Source organism: Clostridium hydrogeniformans DSM 21757, assembly GCF_000686705.1.
Lineage (GTDB): Bacteria > Bacillota > Clostridia > Clostridiales > Clostridiaceae > Clostridium_Z > Clostridium_Z hydrogeniformans.
On sequence record NZ_JMLJ01000011.1, the window covers coordinates 162580 to 180485 of the forward strand.

14 protein-coding genes, 1 tRNA gene, 1 rRNA gene and 1 other annotated feature are annotated in these 17906 nt (G+C 31.4%); of the genes, 15 read left to right on the top strand and 1 reads right to left on the bottom strand.

Annotated features, from left to right (window positions below):
- Positions 1-17: 17 nt before the first annotated feature.
- The 12 genes from BR69_RS0107200 to hcp all read left to right on the top strand — a co-directional run bounded on the left by BR69_RS0107200 (position 18) and on the right by hcp (position 14938).
- Positions 18-1154, top strand: coding sequence for a sodium ion-translocating decarboxylase subunit beta (locus tag BR69_RS0107200; protein ID WP_027632580.1), 1137 nt, complete (start codon positions 18-20; stop codon positions 1152-1154).
- 152 nt (positions 1155-1306) lie between these two features.
- Positions 1307-2092 (top strand): type III pantothenate kinase, encoded by a 786-nt coding sequence (locus BR69_RS0107205; RefSeq protein ID WP_027632581.1) that lies wholly within the window; start codon positions 1307-1309, stop codon positions 2090-2092.
- A 3-nt stretch (positions 2093-2095) separates the two neighbouring features.
- Entirely contained in the window at positions 2096-3061 is a 966-nt protein-coding gene (gene dusB, locus BR69_RS0107210) for a tRNA dihydrouridine synthase DusB (RefSeq protein WP_027632582.1), read from the top strand.
- Positions 3062-3313: 252 nt separating this feature from the next.
- Positions 3314-3793: a transcription elongation factor GreA gene (gene greA / locus BR69_RS0107215; RefSeq protein ID WP_027632583.1), complete on the top strand. Its 480-nt coding sequence runs from the start codon at positions 3314-3316 to the stop codon at positions 3791-3793.
- An 18-nt stretch (positions 3794-3811) separates the two neighbouring features.
- Positions 3812-5317, top strand: coding sequence for a lysine--tRNA ligase (lysS, locus tag BR69_RS0107220; protein WP_027632584.1), 1506 nt, complete (start codon positions 3812-3814; stop codon positions 5315-5317).
- A 214-nt stretch (positions 5318-5531) separates the two neighbouring features.
- Positions 5532-5606: transfer RNA gene (locus BR69_RS0107225), tRNA-Asn, on the top strand.
- Between the two features lie 377 nt (positions 5607-5983).
- Entirely contained in the window at positions 5984-6622 is a 639-nt protein-coding gene (locus BR69_RS0107230; protein WP_027632585.1) for a trimeric intracellular cation channel family protein, read from the top strand.
- 57 nt (positions 6623-6679) lie between these two features.
- Positions 6680-6846, top strand: a binding site (T-box leader).
- Between the two features lie 44 nt (positions 6847-6890).
- On the top strand, positions 6891-8282 hold the full coding sequence (locus tag BR69_RS0107235; RefSeq protein ID WP_027632586.1) for a glycine--tRNA ligase: 1392 nt from the start codon (positions 6891-6893) through the stop codon (positions 8280-8282).
- A gap of 575 nt (positions 8283-8857) precedes the next feature.
- Positions 8858-10147 (top strand): guanine deaminase, encoded by a 1290-nt coding sequence (guaD, locus tag BR69_RS0107240; RefSeq protein WP_027632587.1) that lies wholly within the window; start codon positions 8858-8860, stop codon positions 10145-10147.
- A gap of 133 nt (positions 10148-10280) precedes the next feature.
- On the top strand, positions 10281-11381 hold the full coding sequence (locus BR69_RS0107245; protein WP_027632588.1) for an iron-containing alcohol dehydrogenase family protein: 1101 nt from the start codon (positions 10281-10283) through the stop codon (positions 11379-11381).
- A gap of 348 nt (positions 11382-11729) precedes the next feature.
- The gene (murD, locus tag BR69_RS0107250) at positions 11730-13106 is read left to right on the top strand and encodes a UDP-N-acetylmuramoyl-L-alanine--D-glutamate ligase (RefSeq protein WP_027632589.1); all 1377 of its coding nucleotides are present in this window, start codon (positions 11730-11732) and stop codon (positions 13104-13106) included.
- 191 nt (positions 13107-13297) lie between these two features.
- Entirely contained in the window at positions 13298-14938 is a 1641-nt protein-coding gene (gene hcp, locus BR69_RS0107255; RefSeq protein ID WP_027632590.1) for a hydroxylamine reductase, read from the top strand.
- Positions 14939-15037: 99 nt separating this feature from the next.
- Here the strand turns inward: hcp and BR69_RS0107260 are convergent, their stop codons facing one another.
- Positions 15038-15517: an LURP-one-related/scramblase family protein gene (locus BR69_RS0107260; protein WP_027632591.1), complete on the bottom strand. Its 480-nt coding sequence runs from the start codon at positions 15515-15517 to the stop codon at positions 15038-15040.
- 364 nt (positions 15518-15881) lie between these two features.
- Here BR69_RS0107260 and BR69_RS0107265 point away from each other — a divergent pair, with 364 nt between their 5' ends.
- The 3 genes from BR69_RS0107265 to BR69_RS20145 form a co-directional block, all read left to right on the top strand.
- Entirely contained in the window at positions 15882-16661 is a 780-nt protein-coding gene (locus tag BR69_RS0107265) for a flagellar motor protein (protein WP_027632592.1), read from the top strand.
- 15 nt (positions 16662-16676) lie between these two features.
- Positions 16677-17399 (top strand): OmpA/MotB family protein, encoded by a 723-nt coding sequence (locus tag BR69_RS0107270; protein ID WP_027632593.1) that lies wholly within the window; start codon positions 16677-16679, stop codon positions 17397-17399.
- A gap of 320 nt (positions 17400-17719) precedes the next feature.
- Positions 17720-17906: ribosomal RNA gene (locus tag BR69_RS20145) — 16S ribosomal RNA — on the top strand; the annotation flags it as partial.

Consider the following 17906-nt stretch of genomic DNA (forward strand, 5'->3'; position numbering starts at 1 on the left):
GAAAGGAATTGATAACTATGAATATAGGAGAGGTTTTAACGAATCTTTGGCAAAGCTCAGGATTTGCAAATATAACGATAAATGAAATTATAATGATATCTGTTGCTTGTGTTCTTATATACCTTGCAATAGCAAAACAGTTTGAGCCACTACTACTTCTTCCTATAGCTTTTGGTATGCTACTTGTAAATTTACCACTTGCTAATATAATGGGAGCTCCAGAAGGAACAAGTTCAGGAGGATTACTATACTATCTATATCAAGGGGTTAAGCTTAATATATATCCACCACTTATATTTTTAGGTGTTGGAGTAATGACAGACTTTGGACCACTTCTTGCTAATCCGTCTTCAGTTCTAATGGGGGCAGGAGCACAATTTGGAATATTCTTTGCTTTTACTCTTGCTATACTTTTAGGATTCACACCTCAAGAGGCAGCATCAATAGGTATAATTGGAGGAGCGGATGGTCCTACAGCTATATTTTTAACCAGTAAATTAGCTCCAACACTTTTAGGACCAATAGCAGTTGCAGCTTATTCATATATGGCATTGGTACCTATGATACAGCCACCTTTAATGAAACTTTTAACTACTGATGAGGAAAGAACGGTTAAAATGGGACAGTTAAGAGAAGTTAAAAAGGTGGAAAAAATAGTATTCCCTATAGTGGTTGCTATACTAGTAATATTACTATTACCATCTGTAGCACCTTTAGTTGGAATGCTTATGCTTGGTAATTTATTTAAAGAGTCAGGAGTGGTAGGAAGACTAACAGATACTGCTCAAAATGGATTAATAAATGTAATTACTATATTCCTTGGTACTTCTGTAGGAGCAACTGCTAAAGCAGATGTTTTTATAAGAGTTGATACTCTTAAAATAATTGCTATTGGTATGACAGCCTTTGCTGTGGCAACTATAGGGGGGCTTATAATAGGAAAGATAATGTATAAGGTAACTAAGGGAAAGATAAATCCATTAATTGGATCAGCAGGAGTTTCAGCAGTACCTATGGCTGCAAGGGTTTCTCAGGTAGTTGGACAAGAGTATGATAAGTCAAACTTCCTTCTTATGCATGCTATGGGACCTAACGTTGCAGGGGTTATAGGATCAGCTGTGGCCGCTGGTGTACTTTTATCAATGTTTGGATAAAGTATAAAAAATCTTGACAAAAAACAACGCCTTGTTACAATAATATTAATAAATCATGTATTCAAGATATATAAATATGTGATAAAATAATAATGATACAATAAAAGCAGCTTTTTAGCTGCTTTTATAATTATATAGAGGCGGTGTACATAATGATATTACTTGTAGATGTGGGGAATACCAATGTGGTGTTGGGGATTTTTGATGATAGCTCTAGTGAGTTTATAGCTAATTGGAGAATATCTACAGATTCTAAAAAAACATCTGATGAATATGGTATACAAGTCATGCAATTATTTAGTAATAATAAACTAAAACCAGAGGGCGTTAAGGGTGTTATAGTTTCTTCTGTTGTTCCCAATATAATGTACTCTTTAGAGGCTATGATAAAAAAATACTTCCATATAGAACCACTTATAGTGGGACCAGGAGTTAAGACAGGTATTAACATAAAGTATGATAATCCTAAAGAGGTTGGTGCGGATAGGATAGTAAATGCAGTAGCAGCCCATTATATATATAAAAAGTCATGTATAATAATAGACTTTGGAACTGCAACCACATTTTGTGCCCTAAGGAAAAATGGAGATTATCTCGGAGGAACAATATGTCCAGGGATACAGATATCCTCAGAAGCACTTTTTGAAAGAGCAGCAAAGCTTCCAAGAGTAGAGCTTGTAAGGACTCCTAGTGTAATAGGAAAGAATACAGTTTACAGTATGCAAGCAGGAATAGTCTATGGATATATAGGTCAAGTTCAATACATAGTATCAAAGATGAAAAAAGAGATGATAGCTTTAGGGGAAGAAGAGCCTTATGTTATTGCTACAGGAGGGCTTTCAAGACTTATATATGAGGAAGCTGGATGTATAGATAAAATAGACTTATATTTAACCTTAGAGGGATTAAGGCTTATATATGATAAAAATAAGGAGTAAGATATGAAGATAAGGGATATAGAGTTCAGTAACAATGTTTTTTTAGCTCCTATGGCTGGGGTTACAGATATATCCTTTAGAGGTTTGTGTAAGAGTATGGGGTGCGGCCTTGTGTATACAGAGATGGTTAGTGCCAAAGGCTTATACTATGAAAGTGAAAAAACAAAGGAATTACTTAGAGTAGCACAGGAAGAAACACCTGTGGCGGTACAAATTTTTGGTGGGGATCCTTTTACCATGGCAAAGGCAGCAGAATATTTTAATGAAGATAAAGATGTAGCTATAATTGATATTAACATGGGATGTCCAATGCCTAAGATAATTAAAAATGGAGAAGGATCAGCACTAATGAAGACTCCTAAAATAGCACAAGAAATAATAAGGGAAATGAAGAAGGCTAGTAATAAACCCATAACAGTAAAGTTTAGAAAAGGTTTTGAAGGAAATGAAAACCTTGCTATGGATTTTTCTAAATACATGGAAGAAGCTGGTATCGATGCTATTACTATACATGGAAGAACTCGTGACCAAATGTATAGTGGAGTGGCAGATTGGAATGTAATTAAAGATGTTAAAGATTCAGTATCTATACCTGTTATAGGAAATGGAGATGTTTTTTCTGCTGAGGATGCAGAAAAACTTATGAGTCTTACAAACTGTGATGGAATAATGGTAGCTAGGGGAGCAAGAGGCAACCCGTGGATTTTTAAGCAGATATATAATAAACTAAATGGATATACTATAGAGTATCCTAAAGAAGCAGAAGTTTTAGATATGTGTATAACTCATTATAAATTGGCAATAAAATATAGTGGGGAGCATAGAGCTATTAGAGAAATGAGAAAGCATATTGGTTGGTATATAGAAGGAATAAGAGATTCTAAGGTTATTAAAACAAAGATAAATACAATTGATAATGCAAAGGAAGTTATAGATTTACTTAATGAATATAAGAAAAACTATAATTAACTTAAAGAATATTTATTAATAAAATAGCATAAGATGAATAAATCATAAAATATAGGTGAAGGCTATAAAAGTTTCACCTATATTTTAATTAATATTTACATGTAAGGTATAGTATATTGACAAGGATATATAGCTAATTTATAATTACTTAAATATACTTAACAAAAGGAAGGCATTTTCCAATTTGTTTGTAATAAAAAGATTTATAATATATAATCATTAGTATGAATGTTAAAGGGGAGTAGTAGAAAAATGAGCGATAAGAAATATGTAATGACCTACGAAGGAGTTAGGAAATTAGAAGAAGAATTAGAGTTTCTAAAAACTGTTAAAAGAAAAGAGATAACTGAAAAAATAAAGGTAGCTCTAGGTTATGGAGACTTAAGTGAAAACTCAGAGTATGATGAAGCTAAAAATGAGCAAGCTTTTGTTGAAGGAAGAATAATTCAATTAGAGAATATGCTTAAAAATGCTACTGTAATAGATGAAAGCGAAATATCCACTGATATGGTATCAGTAGGATCCATAGTTAAGGTTAAAGATTATGACTTCGATGAGGAAGTTGAATATACAATAGTTGGTTCTGCTGAAGCAGACCCAATGGAAAATAAAATATCTAATGAATCTCCAGTGGGAAAATCACTGCTAGGTAAGAAGATAGGTGACGTGGTTGAGGCTGTTGTTCCAGGAGGAGTTTCTAAGTTTGAAATATTAGGAATAAGAAGAGATTAGTAATTGGAGGGAAAGTTGATGGCTAATGAAGAGTTAAATATTAAGGAGCTAGAAGCTCAGTTAAGTGAGCAAGAAGGATTAAGAAGACAAAAACTAGCAGATTTACAAGCACAAGGTAAGGATCCATTCGATGTATATAAGGTAGAAAGAACTCATACATCTTCTAAAATAAAAGAAAGTTATGAAGACCTTGAAGGAAAAAGCGTAACCATAGCTGGAAGACTTATGTCTAAGAGAGTTCAAGGTAAGGCTGGATTTGCAGATATCCATGATAGAGATGGTAAGATGCAATTATTTGTAAAGATTGATAACATTGGAGAAGAGGCTCACAAAGCTTTTAAGACTTTGGATCTTGGTGACTGGATAGCTGTTACAGGAGAAGTGTTTAAGACTAAAACAGGAGAAATATCAGTTTTAGTTAAAAGCTATGAATTAATATGTAAATCTTTAAAGCCATTACCAGAAAAGTGGCATGGTTTAAAAGATCCAGATTTAAGATATAGACAAAGAGAAGTAGATATAATAACTAATTCAGAGGTTAAAGAAACTTTCTTAAAGAGAATTAATATAATAAAGGCAATAAGAGAATTTCTTGATAATAGAGGATTCCTTGAGGTTGAAACACCAATACTTTCCCCAATAGCTGGAGGAGCGGCTGCAAGACCTTTCGTAACTCATCATAATGCCTTAGATATAGATATGTACTTAAGAATTGCTACAGAGCTTTACTTAAAGAGATGTATAGTTGCTGGATTTGAAAAAGTATATGATATGGGTAAAAACTTTAGAAATGAAGGAATATCAGTAAGACATAATCCAGAGTTTACTATGATAGAGCTTTATGAAGCGTATTCTGATTATAATGATATGATGGAAATCATGGAGAACTTAGTAGCTCATGCATGCTTAAAAGTAAATGGAACTACTAAGATAACTTATGAGGGAACAGAAATAGATCTTACTCCACCTTGGAGAAGAGCTACTATGGTAGAGTTAGTTAAAGAACACTCAGGAATAGATTTTGATACAATAAATAGCAATGCAGAAGCACAAAGTATTGCTAAGGAGAAGCACTTAGACTTTAAGAAGAAGATAGAAGATTGTACAAAGGGAGACATATTAAATGCTATGTTCGAAGAGTATGCAGAGCAGCATTTAATTCAGCCAACATTTGTATGTGATTATCCTGTGGAAATATCTCCTCTAACAAAGAAAAAGAGAGGAAATGAAGAGTACACCGAAAGATTCGAAGGCTTCATATTTGGTAGAGAAGTATGTAATGCTTATTCAGAGCTTAATGATCCTATAGTTCAAAGGGATAGATTCGAGCAACAAGCTAATGAAAGAGAGCTTGGTGATGATGAAGCATATGTTATAGATGAGGAATTTATGAGTGCTCTAGAAACAGGAATGCCTCCAACAGGAGGTCTTGGAATAGGAATAGATAGAATAGTAATGTTCTTAACAGATTCTTCTTCCATAAGAGATGTAATATTATTCCCAACAATGAAACCACAATCATAAGAATTTAAGCGAGGAGAAATCCTCGCTTTTTATTATTTAGATAGTATTTTTAGTTATATGAATCTTAGTATGAAAGGATAATAAAAGTTTAAATCCTAAAGCACCATAGGTGCTGTAGGATTAGTTATTATACTTTAAAAAGTATTTAAAAAATATTATAAAAAACCCTTGCAATTTTTTATAAACTTGATATAATAGTATTTGTAGTAAACGTTCCGCGATAGCTCAACGGTGGAGCACTCGGCTGTTAACCGATAGGTTGAAGGTTCGAATCCTTTTCGCGGAGCCAATTTATTTTTTGACTAAGGCATTACGTAGATATATACATAAAAGAGATAATGGATAACATTATCTCTTTATTTTTTTAATCGAGAATATTATCCTTACTGACTGTGTGGTAATATAATAAGTGTTGTAATAAGAGTTTTCACTAAATGATTTTTTAAGATTTTGCAAAAGTTATCAATAGAATAAGTGTTACAATAAAAGCTAGGTATAAGGTTATAATATTACTTGGTATAAGAAAAATTAATGCAACATAAATATTTAGAAAATTCCCTCTATTTTTACATTAATTTTATCTATTGAAATATGTAATATATAAGGCTAAATTTAAAAATTTGTTTTATAATGTTATAGGGTTAACTTGGATTAGGGGGAAAATAAATGGCTTTAATAAACTTTTTAGAAATTATTGGAACAATTGCCTTTGCTATATCTGGAGCAATAGTTGGTATACAAAGGAAGCTAGATATATTTGGAATAACATTTATGGCAGTAACTACAGCAGTTGGAGGAGGAATATTTAGAGATCTTATAATCGGAAATATACCACCTAATGCTTTTAAAGATCCAACATTTAGTCTTATAGCTATGGGATGTGCATTTTTAACTTGTTTTTTCTATAATGTAATATGTAAGTTTAAACTATCTATAGTTCTAAGTGATGCCATAGGCCTAGGGGTTTTCACTGCTATAGGGTCTAATGCTGCCCTTAATAATGGGATAAATGGAACCTTTGCAGTTATTGTTATGGGATTATTAACAGGTGTAGGAGGGGGAATTCTTAGAGATGTGTTTACTAAGAATATACCTTTTGTATTTAGGAAAGAAATATATGCAGTGGCTTGCATAATAGGATCTATTGTATTTTGCATTATATATCCTTTTACATCAAGGGTAATTGCCCTTTATGTAACTTTCATTATAACCTTTTCTGTACGAATACTTTCAGTGAAGTATGATCTTAATCTTCCAGGAGCCACAAAGGAGATTACTATGAGTAATGAAATGGCAGATGCCTAATATATGTCTTGACAATAGATAATATTTTGATAAAATAGTCTTATTATATAAAAAGAAATAGTTGCTATGATAAAGAAGAGTAGTCTTTAGAACCTTTTAGAGAGATGGTGGCAGGTGAAAACCATTAGGAACTTTAGATGAAGGGAGCTTTTGAGCATTTAATTTTGAAAAGCAGGGCTTTGGCCAATAAGGGTGGAACCGCGGAATTAAATTTCGTCCCTTAGAGGTTAGGGTCTTTTTTTATTACAAAAAATAAGGAGGAATAATTATGGCAGTAGAAAAAACCATGGATAAAATAGTTGCTTTATGTAAAAATAGAGGTTTTATATTTTCAGGGTCTGAGATATATGGCGGATTAGCTAACTCTTGGGACTATGGTCCATTAGGAGTAGAGTTTAAAAATAATGTAAAAAAAGCTTGGTGGAAGAAATTCGTTCAAGAAAGTCCTTATAACGTAGGAGTAGACTGTGCAATACTTATGAATCCAGAAGTTTGGGTTGCTTCAGGTCATGTTGGAGGATTTTCAGATCCATTAATGGATTGTAAGGAATGTAAAGCTAGATTTAGAGCTGATAAAATTGTAGAAGATCATATGACTGAAAATGGAGCAGAGGTAGCAACTGCTGATGGTTGGACTAATGAAGAGTTAAAGAGTTATATAGATGATAACAATATAATTTGTCCAAAGTGTGGAAAGAAAAACTACACAGATATAAGAAGGTTTAATCTTATGTTTAAAACATTCCAGGGAGTTACAGAGGATTCATCTTCAGAAATATATTTAAGACCTGAGACAGCACAAGGTATATTTGTGAATTTTAAGAGCGTTCAAAGAAGTGCAAGAAAGAAAGTGCCTTTTGGTATAGCTCAAATAGGAAAATCTTTTAGAAATGAGATAACACCAGGAAACTTTACATTTAGAACAAGAGAGTTTGAGCAAATGGAACTTGAATTCTTCTGTAAACCAGGAACTGATTTAGAGTGGTTTAACTATTGGAGGGATTATTGCTGGAATTTCTTGTTAAACCTTGGAGTAAATAAGGACAATTTAAGAATGAGAGATCATGGTGAAGAAGAACTATCATTCTACTCTAATGCAACTTCAGATATAGAGTATCTATTCCCATTTGGTTGGGGAGAACTTTGGGGAATAGCTGATAGAACAGATTATGACCTAAAAAAGCATATGAATCATTCAGGCGAGGATTTAAATTACTTAGATCCAACAACTAATGAGAAATATGTACCTTATTGTATAGAGCCATCTCTAGGTGCTGACAGAGTTACTCTTGCATTTTTAATAGATGCTTATGATGAAGAAGAGCTTGAGGGAGGCGATGTGAGAAATGTATTAAGATTACATCCAGCTCTTGCACCATTTAAGGCAGCGGTACTTCCTCTTTCAAAGAAACTTTCAGAAAAGGCTACAGAGGTTTATGGAAAACTAAGCAAGCACTTCCCAGTTGATTATGATGAAGCTGGTTCTATAGGTAAAAGATATAGAAGAGAAGATGAAATAGGAACTCCTTTCTGTATAACAGTAGACTTTGATACCTTAGAAGATAATGCGGTAACTGTAAGAGATAGAGATACTATGGAGCAAATTAGAATAGGAATAGATGAGCTTGTTAATTATATAAGCGATAAGATGGAGTTTTAAAGGAACTGTACAGGGATATAGTTCAATATAATATTAAGAAAAATTACTGTAATAATTATAGGAAGCACTATGGATTTAATAGGTTCATAGTGCTTTTTTATATTAAATGAAGGTTATAAACATAATTTATAGATGGGGAATAAGGAGTTTTTAGTATATATAAAGATGAAAGATAGTTAAAAAATTTTTTAAAGATCTTATAATTATGACTGTCTATTTAAGTTTAATTAAATAAACTACTTAATATGACATATATACTAATGATAATGAGTGTAGAAAATCTTAATAGAATTATGTGAATTTATCGATAATTACTATAATAGGTATTAGAAAATATGTTCATAATGAAAAAAACACGAAATATAGGGGCTATAACTAAGGAAATAATTTGCAATAAACAATATATTATTTAAAAAATGCTATTAATTATACTTGAAAAAATAAAATCACATAAAAAACTTAGACTAAACTTAATACATTGAAAATTAACTTTGTTGAATAATATTAGAAGCAAAGCTATAATTATAGTTGTATATATTATTTTTATTTTTTACGTTAAAGGGAGTTGATTTAAAATGGCTACATGTAATAATGTAAAGGTTTTAAAGGGGAATGTTCTTTATACACCAAAGTTTGGGGAACTTAAGGTTATAAAGAATGGTTATCTTGTGGTACAGGATAACAAAGTGGTAGGAGTTTATGAAAACCTACCAGAGGAGTATAAATGTTCAGAGGTTATAGATCATGGGGATAAAATGATAATCCCAGGATTTGTAGATCTTCACTTCCATGCTCCACAGCTTTCAAATAGAGGGCTTGGAATGGACAAGGAGCTATTACCATGGCTTGAAACTTATACATTCCCAGAGGAATCAAAGTACTCTAATTTAGAATATGCAGAAAAAGCATATAAGAAGGTTGTTAAAGAGTTATGGAGATACGGTACAACCCGTTCAGTTCTATTTGGAACAATCCATAAAGATTCAACAAACATATTAATGGACCTTTTAGCTAAGGCAGGTCTAGGAGCTTATGTTGGTAAGGTTAATATGGATAGAAATTCTCCAGACTTCTATATAGAAGATACAGAGAAGTCACTTAAGGATACAGAGGCATGGCTTGAAGAAACTCATAATAAATATGATATAGTTAAGCCTATAGTTACTCCAAGATTCGTACCGACTTGTACTTCAAACCTGATGAAAGGGTTAGGAGATTTAGCTAAAAAGTACAATGTTCCTGTACAATCTCACTTATCTGAGAATCAAGGAGAAATAGCTTGGGTTTCTGAGTTACATCCTGAAAGTTCTTTCTATGGTGAAGTTTATGATAACCATGGATTATTTGGACAACAGCCAACTATAATGGCTCACTGTATACATGGAAATGATGCTGAAATAGAACTTATGGCTAAAAATAATGTCTATGTTGCTCATAGCCCACACTCTAACAACAACTTATCAAGTGGTATAGCACCGATAAGAAAACTTGTAGAAAAGGGTGTTCCAGTGGGACTTGCTTCTGATATATCAGGAGGACATGCTATATCAATGACAAGCATAATGGCTGTATCAGCTCAAGTATCAAGATTAAAATGGCTTGAAATGAACAAGGAATATGCTGCTTTATCAGCACCAGAGTTACTATATTTAGCAACTAAGGGTGGTGGAGGCTTCTTTGGAAAAGTTGGAAGCTTTGAAGAAGGATACGAGTTTGATGCATTAGTTATAGATGATGAAAACTTAGCAGATTTAAATCCTCGTACATTAGAGGAAAGATTAGAAAGATATATATATCTAGGAGATGATAGAAATATCATTGAAAGATATGTAGCTGGTAAGAAGGTAGAAGAACCAAATTTTTAAGATTACATTAGAGTGACTTTTAAAGTCACTCTTTTTTATTTATATTTAGGATATAATATATATAAGAGACATTATTTAAACATGAAGAGACATAATAAAAAATATATTATTTAAATTATTGGGGGAGATTAGTATGGATAATTTTAAGTATTTAATGCCTACTAAATGCTATGTAGGAGACAATTGTATTAAAAATCATGGAAAAGAAATTAGTTGTATAGGAAAAAAGGCTTTAATAGTCACAGGAAGAAGATCGTCTAAGGAAAATGGTTCTTTAGATGATGTGGTAGATACATTAAAAAGCTTAGATATAAGCTATGTTATTTTTGATGAAGTTGAAGAGAATCCTTCTTTAGAAACAGTAGACAAAGCTTCAAATATAGGAATAGAAGAAAAGGTTGATTTTATAATTGGGATTGGTGGGGGATCACCTATAGATGCCTCTAAGGCTATTGCTGTACTTATAAATAATAAAGAATATAATGCATTTAATTTCATAGGGGCAAGTCATCTAGAAGGAGTTCCAGTTATAGCTGTTCCAACAACAGCTGGAACTGGAACAGAAGTTACTCAATATGCTATAGTTACAGATCATAAGGAGAAGACAAAAAAGAATATAGGACATAGCGTATTTCCAAAGTTAGCATTTATAGATCCTAAGTATATGGAGAATATGTCCTATAAAAATACCGTAAGCACTGCTTTAGATGCTTTCTCTCATTTAGCTGAAGCTTATCTTAATAGTAATGCTAATATATTAAGTGATTTGTATTGTGAAAAAGGTATAGAGATATTTGGTGGTTGTATATCTAGGTTATTAAATAAAGTATTAGATAATAAATTAAGAGAAGATCTTATGATGGTTTCAACCTTAGGAGGAATGGCTATAGCTCAAGTAGCAACTTCCCTTCCTCATGGTATGGGATATGCCTTAACTTATAATAAAGGGGTATCTCATGGACTCGCAAATACTATATTATATAAGGAATATTTTAATGCTTTTAAGAATAAGGAAAGAGTAGAGAAAATAATACAACTTATGAAGTTGAGTTCTCTAGAAGACTTCGGTAATATTTTAGATAATTTAATAAATGTTGATATTAAGGTTACAGAAGATGAACTTAGGGATTATGCTAAGGATATGGCTAAAAATGCAGGTAAATTGAAGAATCATCCAGAGGAAATAGGAGAAGAAGAACTATTTAATATATATAAGAAGAGTTTAATCAAGTAATATATAGAAATATAGTATGGCATATTATCTCTTAGTTAGAAGAGGTATATATGATATTCGCTAGGTAAAGTTAAAAATAAATAATTATTATGTAGGATATATCTAAATATTAATAAAGGATTACCTATAACTTAAAATTAATATTATACATTAGGAAAAGCATAGATATATAATAAAGAAATATTAAGATATAAAGTTAAAAACATCTATTTATAGTTAAATACTATTAAATAGATGTTTTTTTATTTAAACAAAAGCCCATGAAGGTGATATAATTAAAGAAAAAAGAGTCAAAGATTATAAATAAAAGTAATATAAGTATAGGAAGTATTTTCTGGGAGGAACACTATGAAAAGAGATTTTGATGAATTTAAAAGTTATATAAGAGGGAAGAAGGTAGCGGTAGTAGGAATAGGAGTTAGTAATATTCCACTTATAAACTTTTTAATAAAGCTTGGTGCTCAGGTTACAGCTTTTGATAAGAAGAATAAGGAAGACTTAGGACAGATAGCAGAAGAGTTTTTAGAAAAGGGTATAAAGTTAGAACTTGGGGAAGGTTATTTAGATAGACTTACAGGATTTGAAGTTATATTTAAGACTCCAGGAATGAGGATAGATAGTGAAGCCTTAGTAAATGCTAAAAAGGCAGGGGCAAAGATAACCTCAGAAATGGAGGAGTTTGTAAAGTACTGCAAAGCTAAGATATATGGAATAACAGGAAGTGATGGTAAGACTACAACTACATCTATAATTTATAATCTTCTAAAAGAAGAGGGGATTACCACATGGGTTGGAGGAAATATAGGAACTCCGTTATTTTCTAAAATAGAAGAAATAAAAGAGGATCATAGGGTTGTACTGGAGTTATCATCTTTTCAGCTTATGACAATGGATGTTTCACCAGAAATAGCTATGGTTACTAATTTAAGTCCTAATCATTTAGACATGCATAAGGATATGGAAGAGTATGTAGATTCAAAGAAGAATATATTTAAGTATCAAGATAAAGATTCAGTGCTAATTTTAAATAGAGAAAATGAAATAACTTATTCCTTTGAGAAAGAAGCAAAAGGAGAAGTTAGAATGTTTACAAGTAGTAGAAAACTAGAGAATGGAGCTTACTACTATGATGGAAGTTTATACTTAAATGGAGAAAAGGTATGTAATAAGGAAGATATAATCATAAAAGGAATGCACAACGTGGAAAATTACTTAGCTGCATTTATAGCGGTTAAAGATGAGGTTTCTTTAGAAACTATGAAGAAGGTTGCTACTACATTTACAGGGGTAGATCATAGAAATCAATTTGTTAGAGAAGTTAACAAAGTAATGTATTATAATGATTCTATAGGATCAAGTCCTACAAGAACATTAGCAACAATAAGTGTTTTTGATAAACCGGTAATTTTAATAGCTGGAGGATCAGATAAAAACATTCCTTTTGATGATTTAGCATTTAGAGGATATGAGCATATTAAAGAGATAGTTCTTATGGGAGCAACAAAACATAAAATAATGGATGCTTTTAAGAAACTAAAAGAGGAAAAGAATATAGAGGTTCCATGTCATATAGTTTCCAACCTAGAAGAGGCAGTAGAGAAAACAAGTCAAATAGCTAGAGAAGGAGATTATGTAGTTTTATCTCCAGCTTGTGCAAGCTTTGACATGTTTAAAAACTTTGAAATACGTGGAAATAAATTTAAAGAATTAGTAGAAAAACTTTAATATTATAATAAAAAGGTGTAGTTATATTTTTAGCTACACTTTTTAATTTATTTTATTTAAAAATTTAAATAAAATATTCACTCGTAACATATGTTACAGATTAATATCTACTACTTTTGTATAATTTACTTGTAAACTTAATTAAGAAATAATTTTGAAAGAATATAGATAAAATCTTAGGAGGGTATATTATGGGAATGTTTTGTTTTCAATGTCAAGAAACAGTAGGTTGTAAGGGCTGTACAGTAAGAGGAGTTTGTGGTAAAACAGAAGACTTAGCTAAAATACAAGACTTACTTGTATATGTTACAAAAGGTATAGCTGCTATAAGTGAAAGAGGAAGAAAAGTTAATGTTATAAATAAGGTAGTAGATAAGTTTGTAATAGAATCTTTATTTGCAACTATAACAAATGCTAACTGGGATAACTCAGTGTTTGTAAGCAGAGTAAAAGAAGGATTAAAACTTAGAGAAGAGTTAAAGGCTCAAGTTAAGGTAGCGGGTGGAGAACTAAAAGATTTACCAGAAGCTTCATTGTGGACACCAGCTAATGATGAAGAAATGCTTGAAAAAGCTTCAAAGGTTGGGGTTTTAGCAACAGAGAATGAGGATGTAAGATCTTTAAGAGAACTTATAACTTATGGAGTAAAAGGATTAACTGCATATATGAAGCATGCTAATCAATTAGGATATGACAATGATGAAATAAGTGGATTTATGGCTAAATCTTTAGCAGCAACACTAGATGATTCAAAGACTATAGATGAGTTAATAGGATTAACATTAGAAACTGGTAAGTTTGGTGTAGATGGAATGGCACTACTTGATAAAGCTAATACTGAGAGCTATGGACATCCAGAACTTACAAAGGTTAATATAGGAGTTAGAAATAACCCAGGAATATTAATAAGTGGACATGACTTAAAGGATATAGAAGAATTATTAAAGCAAACAGAGGGAACAGGGGTAGATATATATACTCATAGTGAAATGTTACCAGCTCATTACTATCCACAATTAAAGAAATACTCTCACCTAGCAGGAAACTACGGAAATGCATGGTGGAAGCAAACAGAAGAGTTTGAAAGCTTTAATGGACCAATACTTATGACAACTAACTGTTTAGTACCACCAAAAGATTCTTATAAAGATAGAGTATACACAACAGGAATAGTTGGACATGCTGACTTAAAGCATATAGAAGCAGGTGAAAATGGAGTTAAAGATTTTAGTGAAATAATAGAACATGCTAAAAAATGTGCGTCTCCAATAGAAATAGAGCAAGGAGAAATCATAGGTGGATTTGCTCATAATCAAGTATTTGCTTTAGCAGATAAGGTTGTAGATGCAGTTAAATCAGGAGCTATAAAGAAATTCTTTGTAATGGCAGGTTGTGATGGTCGTGCTAAGTCAAGAAACTACTATACTGAATTTGCTGAAAAGCTACCAAAGGATACAGTTATACTAACTGCTGGATGTGCTAAGTATAAGTATAACAAATTAAACCTAGGAGATATTGGAGGAATACCAAGAGTTCTAGATGCTGGACAATGTAATGATTCATTCTCATTAGCATTAATAGCATTAAAGCTTAAGGAAGTATTTGAATTAAATGATATAAACGAATTGCCAATATGCTACAATATAGCTTGGTATGAGCAAAAGGCTGTAATAGTATTACTTGCATTATTACACCTTGGAGTTAAGAATATACACTTAGGACCAACTCTACCAGCATTCCTTTCACCAAATGTTGCTAAGGTATTAATAGATACTTTTGGAATAGGTGGAATCACAAATGTAGATGATGACCTAGAAATGTTCTTAGGATAATATAGTCCATAATTCACATATTGATATATAGTTAGAAATAGGTATCACTTTAAGTAAGTGGTACCTATTTTATGTTATATAGGCTTGTATTACTTATTTTTATCCTCTTTTATCATGATAGATTTGATCTATACATATTACCATTGACAGAATAAAGGCTGGATTTTCATCTTCATTTATATCTACACAGTAATAATCTCTTAGGGAAAAGAAAGTTTTTGACACAGTACATACAACTCTTCTATTTTTATAGATTGTAAAATCATGAGCTAATACATTTCCATCAATAGTATAATCACCAAAACTACTAGATACTGAAAGTTTTTTTGTGAAAACTGATAATTTTGATTTTAAGTTAGCGACCACAGTATCCCCCATTATAATATTATACTCAGGTAAAAATCTAAACACACTTTGTTTTATCTCACATACCTCATTGTTTTTATTGTCGTACATTCTAAGATGATTACCAAAGGATATAATCTTAGATAACACCTTAAATATATCTTGTTCATATTGATCTTTTATATAAAATACATCTTTAATAGAAAAAAACTTTTCCTTTATAAAATATTTCATTTCAAATCTCTCCTAAATTATTTATAAAAATATTATAACAATATATGGGCTGGAGTTCCAAGAGATAAAGGATAAAATATATTATTAAACATAATAGTTAGAAGATAATATATTATATTCTCTAATATAAGTAAATATAAATTAAAGCTAATTATATAAAGTTATTAAGTCTTATGAAATTTATATAAATTACAAGTAGTAAAACATAAAGAAAAAAGTAGAAAGATTAAGAGTTATAAGTATAGATATATGTAAGCTTACAAAAAAGTATTTAATAGATAAAAAAATAAGGAATAAAGGTTTTGTTAAATATAATATGAAGGATTTATAATTACTTAAAACTTTTTATAAATGGAGGATTTATATGGATATAAGTGTTATATTGGGACTTTTAATAGGTGGGTTATCTTTAATATTTGCGTTTATTTTAGAAGGAGGCCATCTAGGAGCATTACTTGGGGGAAGTGCTGCATTAATAGTATTTGGAGGAACCTTAGGAGCAGTTATAGTTGCATTTCCTATGGCACAAATAAAAAAGCTACCAAAGGTAATTGGAGTACTCTTTAGAGGGAAAAATAATAATTTTGGACAAGTTATAAGTTATTTAAAAGATTTATCTATAAACTCTAGAAAAAATGGGTTACTAGGACTTGAGAAGGAGTTAAGTGAAAGCAATATCTCATTAGATTCCTTTGGGAAGAAAGCCCTTCAAATGGTTATAGATGGAGCAGATTCATCTGTAATAAGAAACACAATGGAAATTAGAATTGAAACTATGGATGAAAGACATAGAAAACAAGCTTCTGTATTTGAATCAGCAGGAGGATTTGCTCCTACTATGGGTATAATAGGTACGGTTACAGGATTAATTCATGTTCTAGGAAATTTAGAAGACCCTAATTCTTTAGGACCTAAAATAGCTTTAGCATTTATAGCCACTTTATATGGGGTTGCATCAGCTAATTTATTATGGCTTCCAATGGCAAATAAGTTGAAGGTGCTAAATGATATTGAAGTAGATGAAAAAAGAATGATATTAGAAGGAATAATTCTTATTCAAGAGGGGGCAAATCCAACTACCTTAGTAAATGCCCTTGAAAGTTTTATGACAGAAGAAGAGTCTAAAAAGATAAACTCTAATTAGAGGAGAGGGAGAAAGATGAAAAGAAAGGTTGAGAAAGAGGGGAATCATGAAAGATGGCTTCTAACTTATTCTGATTTAATAACCCTTCTTATGATATTTTTTATAATTTTATACTCTATGAGTAATGTTAATGTAAATAAATATAAGGAACTATCTAATTCCTTTAAAGGAGTATTAGGAGGGGGAGAGGGGATAGTTGGAGGAGATAATAAAAATATTATAGATGGATATGAAGGGGATACAAAGGTACTAAGTGAAGAAGGAAAATTAAGTGATATAAAAGATAATTTAGAAAAATATGCTTCAGAGTCTCAGATTAAAGACTCAATAACTACTACAATAGAAGAAAGAGGACTCGTAATAAGCTTTAAAGATACAATGTTCTTTGATGTAGGAAGAGCTGAGATAAAAGAGGTAGCTAAGGAGAGGTTAATAAAAATAAGTGGAATTTTAAATAAGATAGATAATTACATAAGGGTAGAGGGACATACAGATGATACTCCTATAAAGAATGATAGCTTTAAATCTAATTGGCAATTATCAGCTATTAGAGCAACTAATGTTACTGAATTTCTTATAGAGGGAGGAAAGGTTTCTCCAGAGCGAATATCTTCAGTTGGATATGGAGAATACAGGCCAATAGATAAAAATAATAGTGAAAGTGAAAGAGGTAAAAATAGAAGGGTTGATATAGTATTATTAAATAGCAAGTTTAATAATAGTGAAAATAAAAAATAAACTATACCTAGTGTATCAATATAAAAAATATGGAGAAAAATAAAGATATTAAGAGAAGAATAAAAACAATTTAAAAAAGCAAGTGATAATACCGTGTTGGTTAAGTGCTAACATGGTATCATATCAATTGTCGCAAATAACTAAACAGAAATGTTACCACATAAAAATAATTTAAAAAAGTGTTGACATGAATTAGTGAAAGTGATAACATAAAGAAGTCGCTTGAGGGCGACATGGTCTTTGAAAATTAAACAGATTAAGATAAAGAACCAGCAATTCTTTTACAGTAAATAATTAGCGAAAAGCTAAGATTAAACTTTTAAATTGAGAGTTTGATCCTGGCTCAGGATGAATGCTGGCGGCGTGCTTAACACATGCAAGTCGAGCGAGAGAGTCTCTTCGGAGACAATCTAGCGGCGGACGGGTGAGTAACACGTGGGCAACCTGCCTTGTAGTGGGGGATAGCCCTCCGAAAGGAGGATTAATACCGCATAACATTGCTTTAAG

Coding starts and splice junctions, on each gene's coding strand:
- hcp (WP_027632590.1), top strand. CDS start 13,298: ATGGGAATGTTTTGTTTTCAATGTCAAGAAACAGTAGGTTGTAAGGGC.
- BR69_RS0107230 (WP_027632585.1), top strand. CDS start 5,984: ATGGCTTTAATAAACTTTTTAGAAATTATTGGAACAATTGCCTTTGCT.
- BR69_RS0107265 (WP_027632592.1), top strand. CDS start 15,882: ATGGATATAAGTGTTATATTGGGACTTTTAATAGGTGGGTTATCTTTA.
- BR69_RS0107270 (WP_027632593.1), top strand. CDS start 16,677: ATGAAAAGAAAGGTTGAGAAAGAGGGGAATCATGAAAGATGGCTTCTA.
- BR69_RS0107260 (WP_027632591.1), bottom strand. CDS start 15,517: ATGAAATATTTTATAAAGGAAAAGTTTTTTTCTATTAAAGATGTATTT.
- BR69_RS0107245 (WP_027632588.1), top strand. CDS start 10,281: ATGGATAATTTTAAGTATTTAATGCCTACTAAATGCTATGTAGGAGAC.
- greA (WP_027632583.1), top strand. CDS start 3,314: ATGAGCGATAAGAAATATGTAATGACCTACGAAGGAGTTAGGAAATTA.
- murD (WP_027632589.1), top strand. CDS start 11,730: ATGAAAAGAGATTTTGATGAATTTAAAAGTTATATAAGAGGGAAGAAG.
- BR69_RS0107235 (WP_027632586.1), top strand. CDS start 6,891: ATGGCAGTAGAAAAAACCATGGATAAAATAGTTGCTTTATGTAAAAAT.
- BR69_RS0107205 (WP_027632581.1), top strand. CDS start 1,307: ATGATATTACTTGTAGATGTGGGGAATACCAATGTGGTGTTGGGGATT.
- dusB (WP_027632582.1), top strand. CDS start 2,096: ATGAAGATAAGGGATATAGAGTTCAGTAACAATGTTTTTTTAGCTCCT.
- lysS (WP_027632584.1), top strand. CDS start 3,812: ATGGCTAATGAAGAGTTAAATATTAAGGAGCTAGAAGCTCAGTTAAGT.
- BR69_RS0107200 (WP_027632580.1), top strand. CDS start 18: ATGAATATAGGAGAGGTTTTAACGAATCTTTGGCAAAGCTCAGGATTT.
- guaD (WP_027632587.1), top strand. CDS start 8,858: ATGGCTACATGTAATAATGTAAAGGTTTTAAAGGGGAATGTTCTTTAT.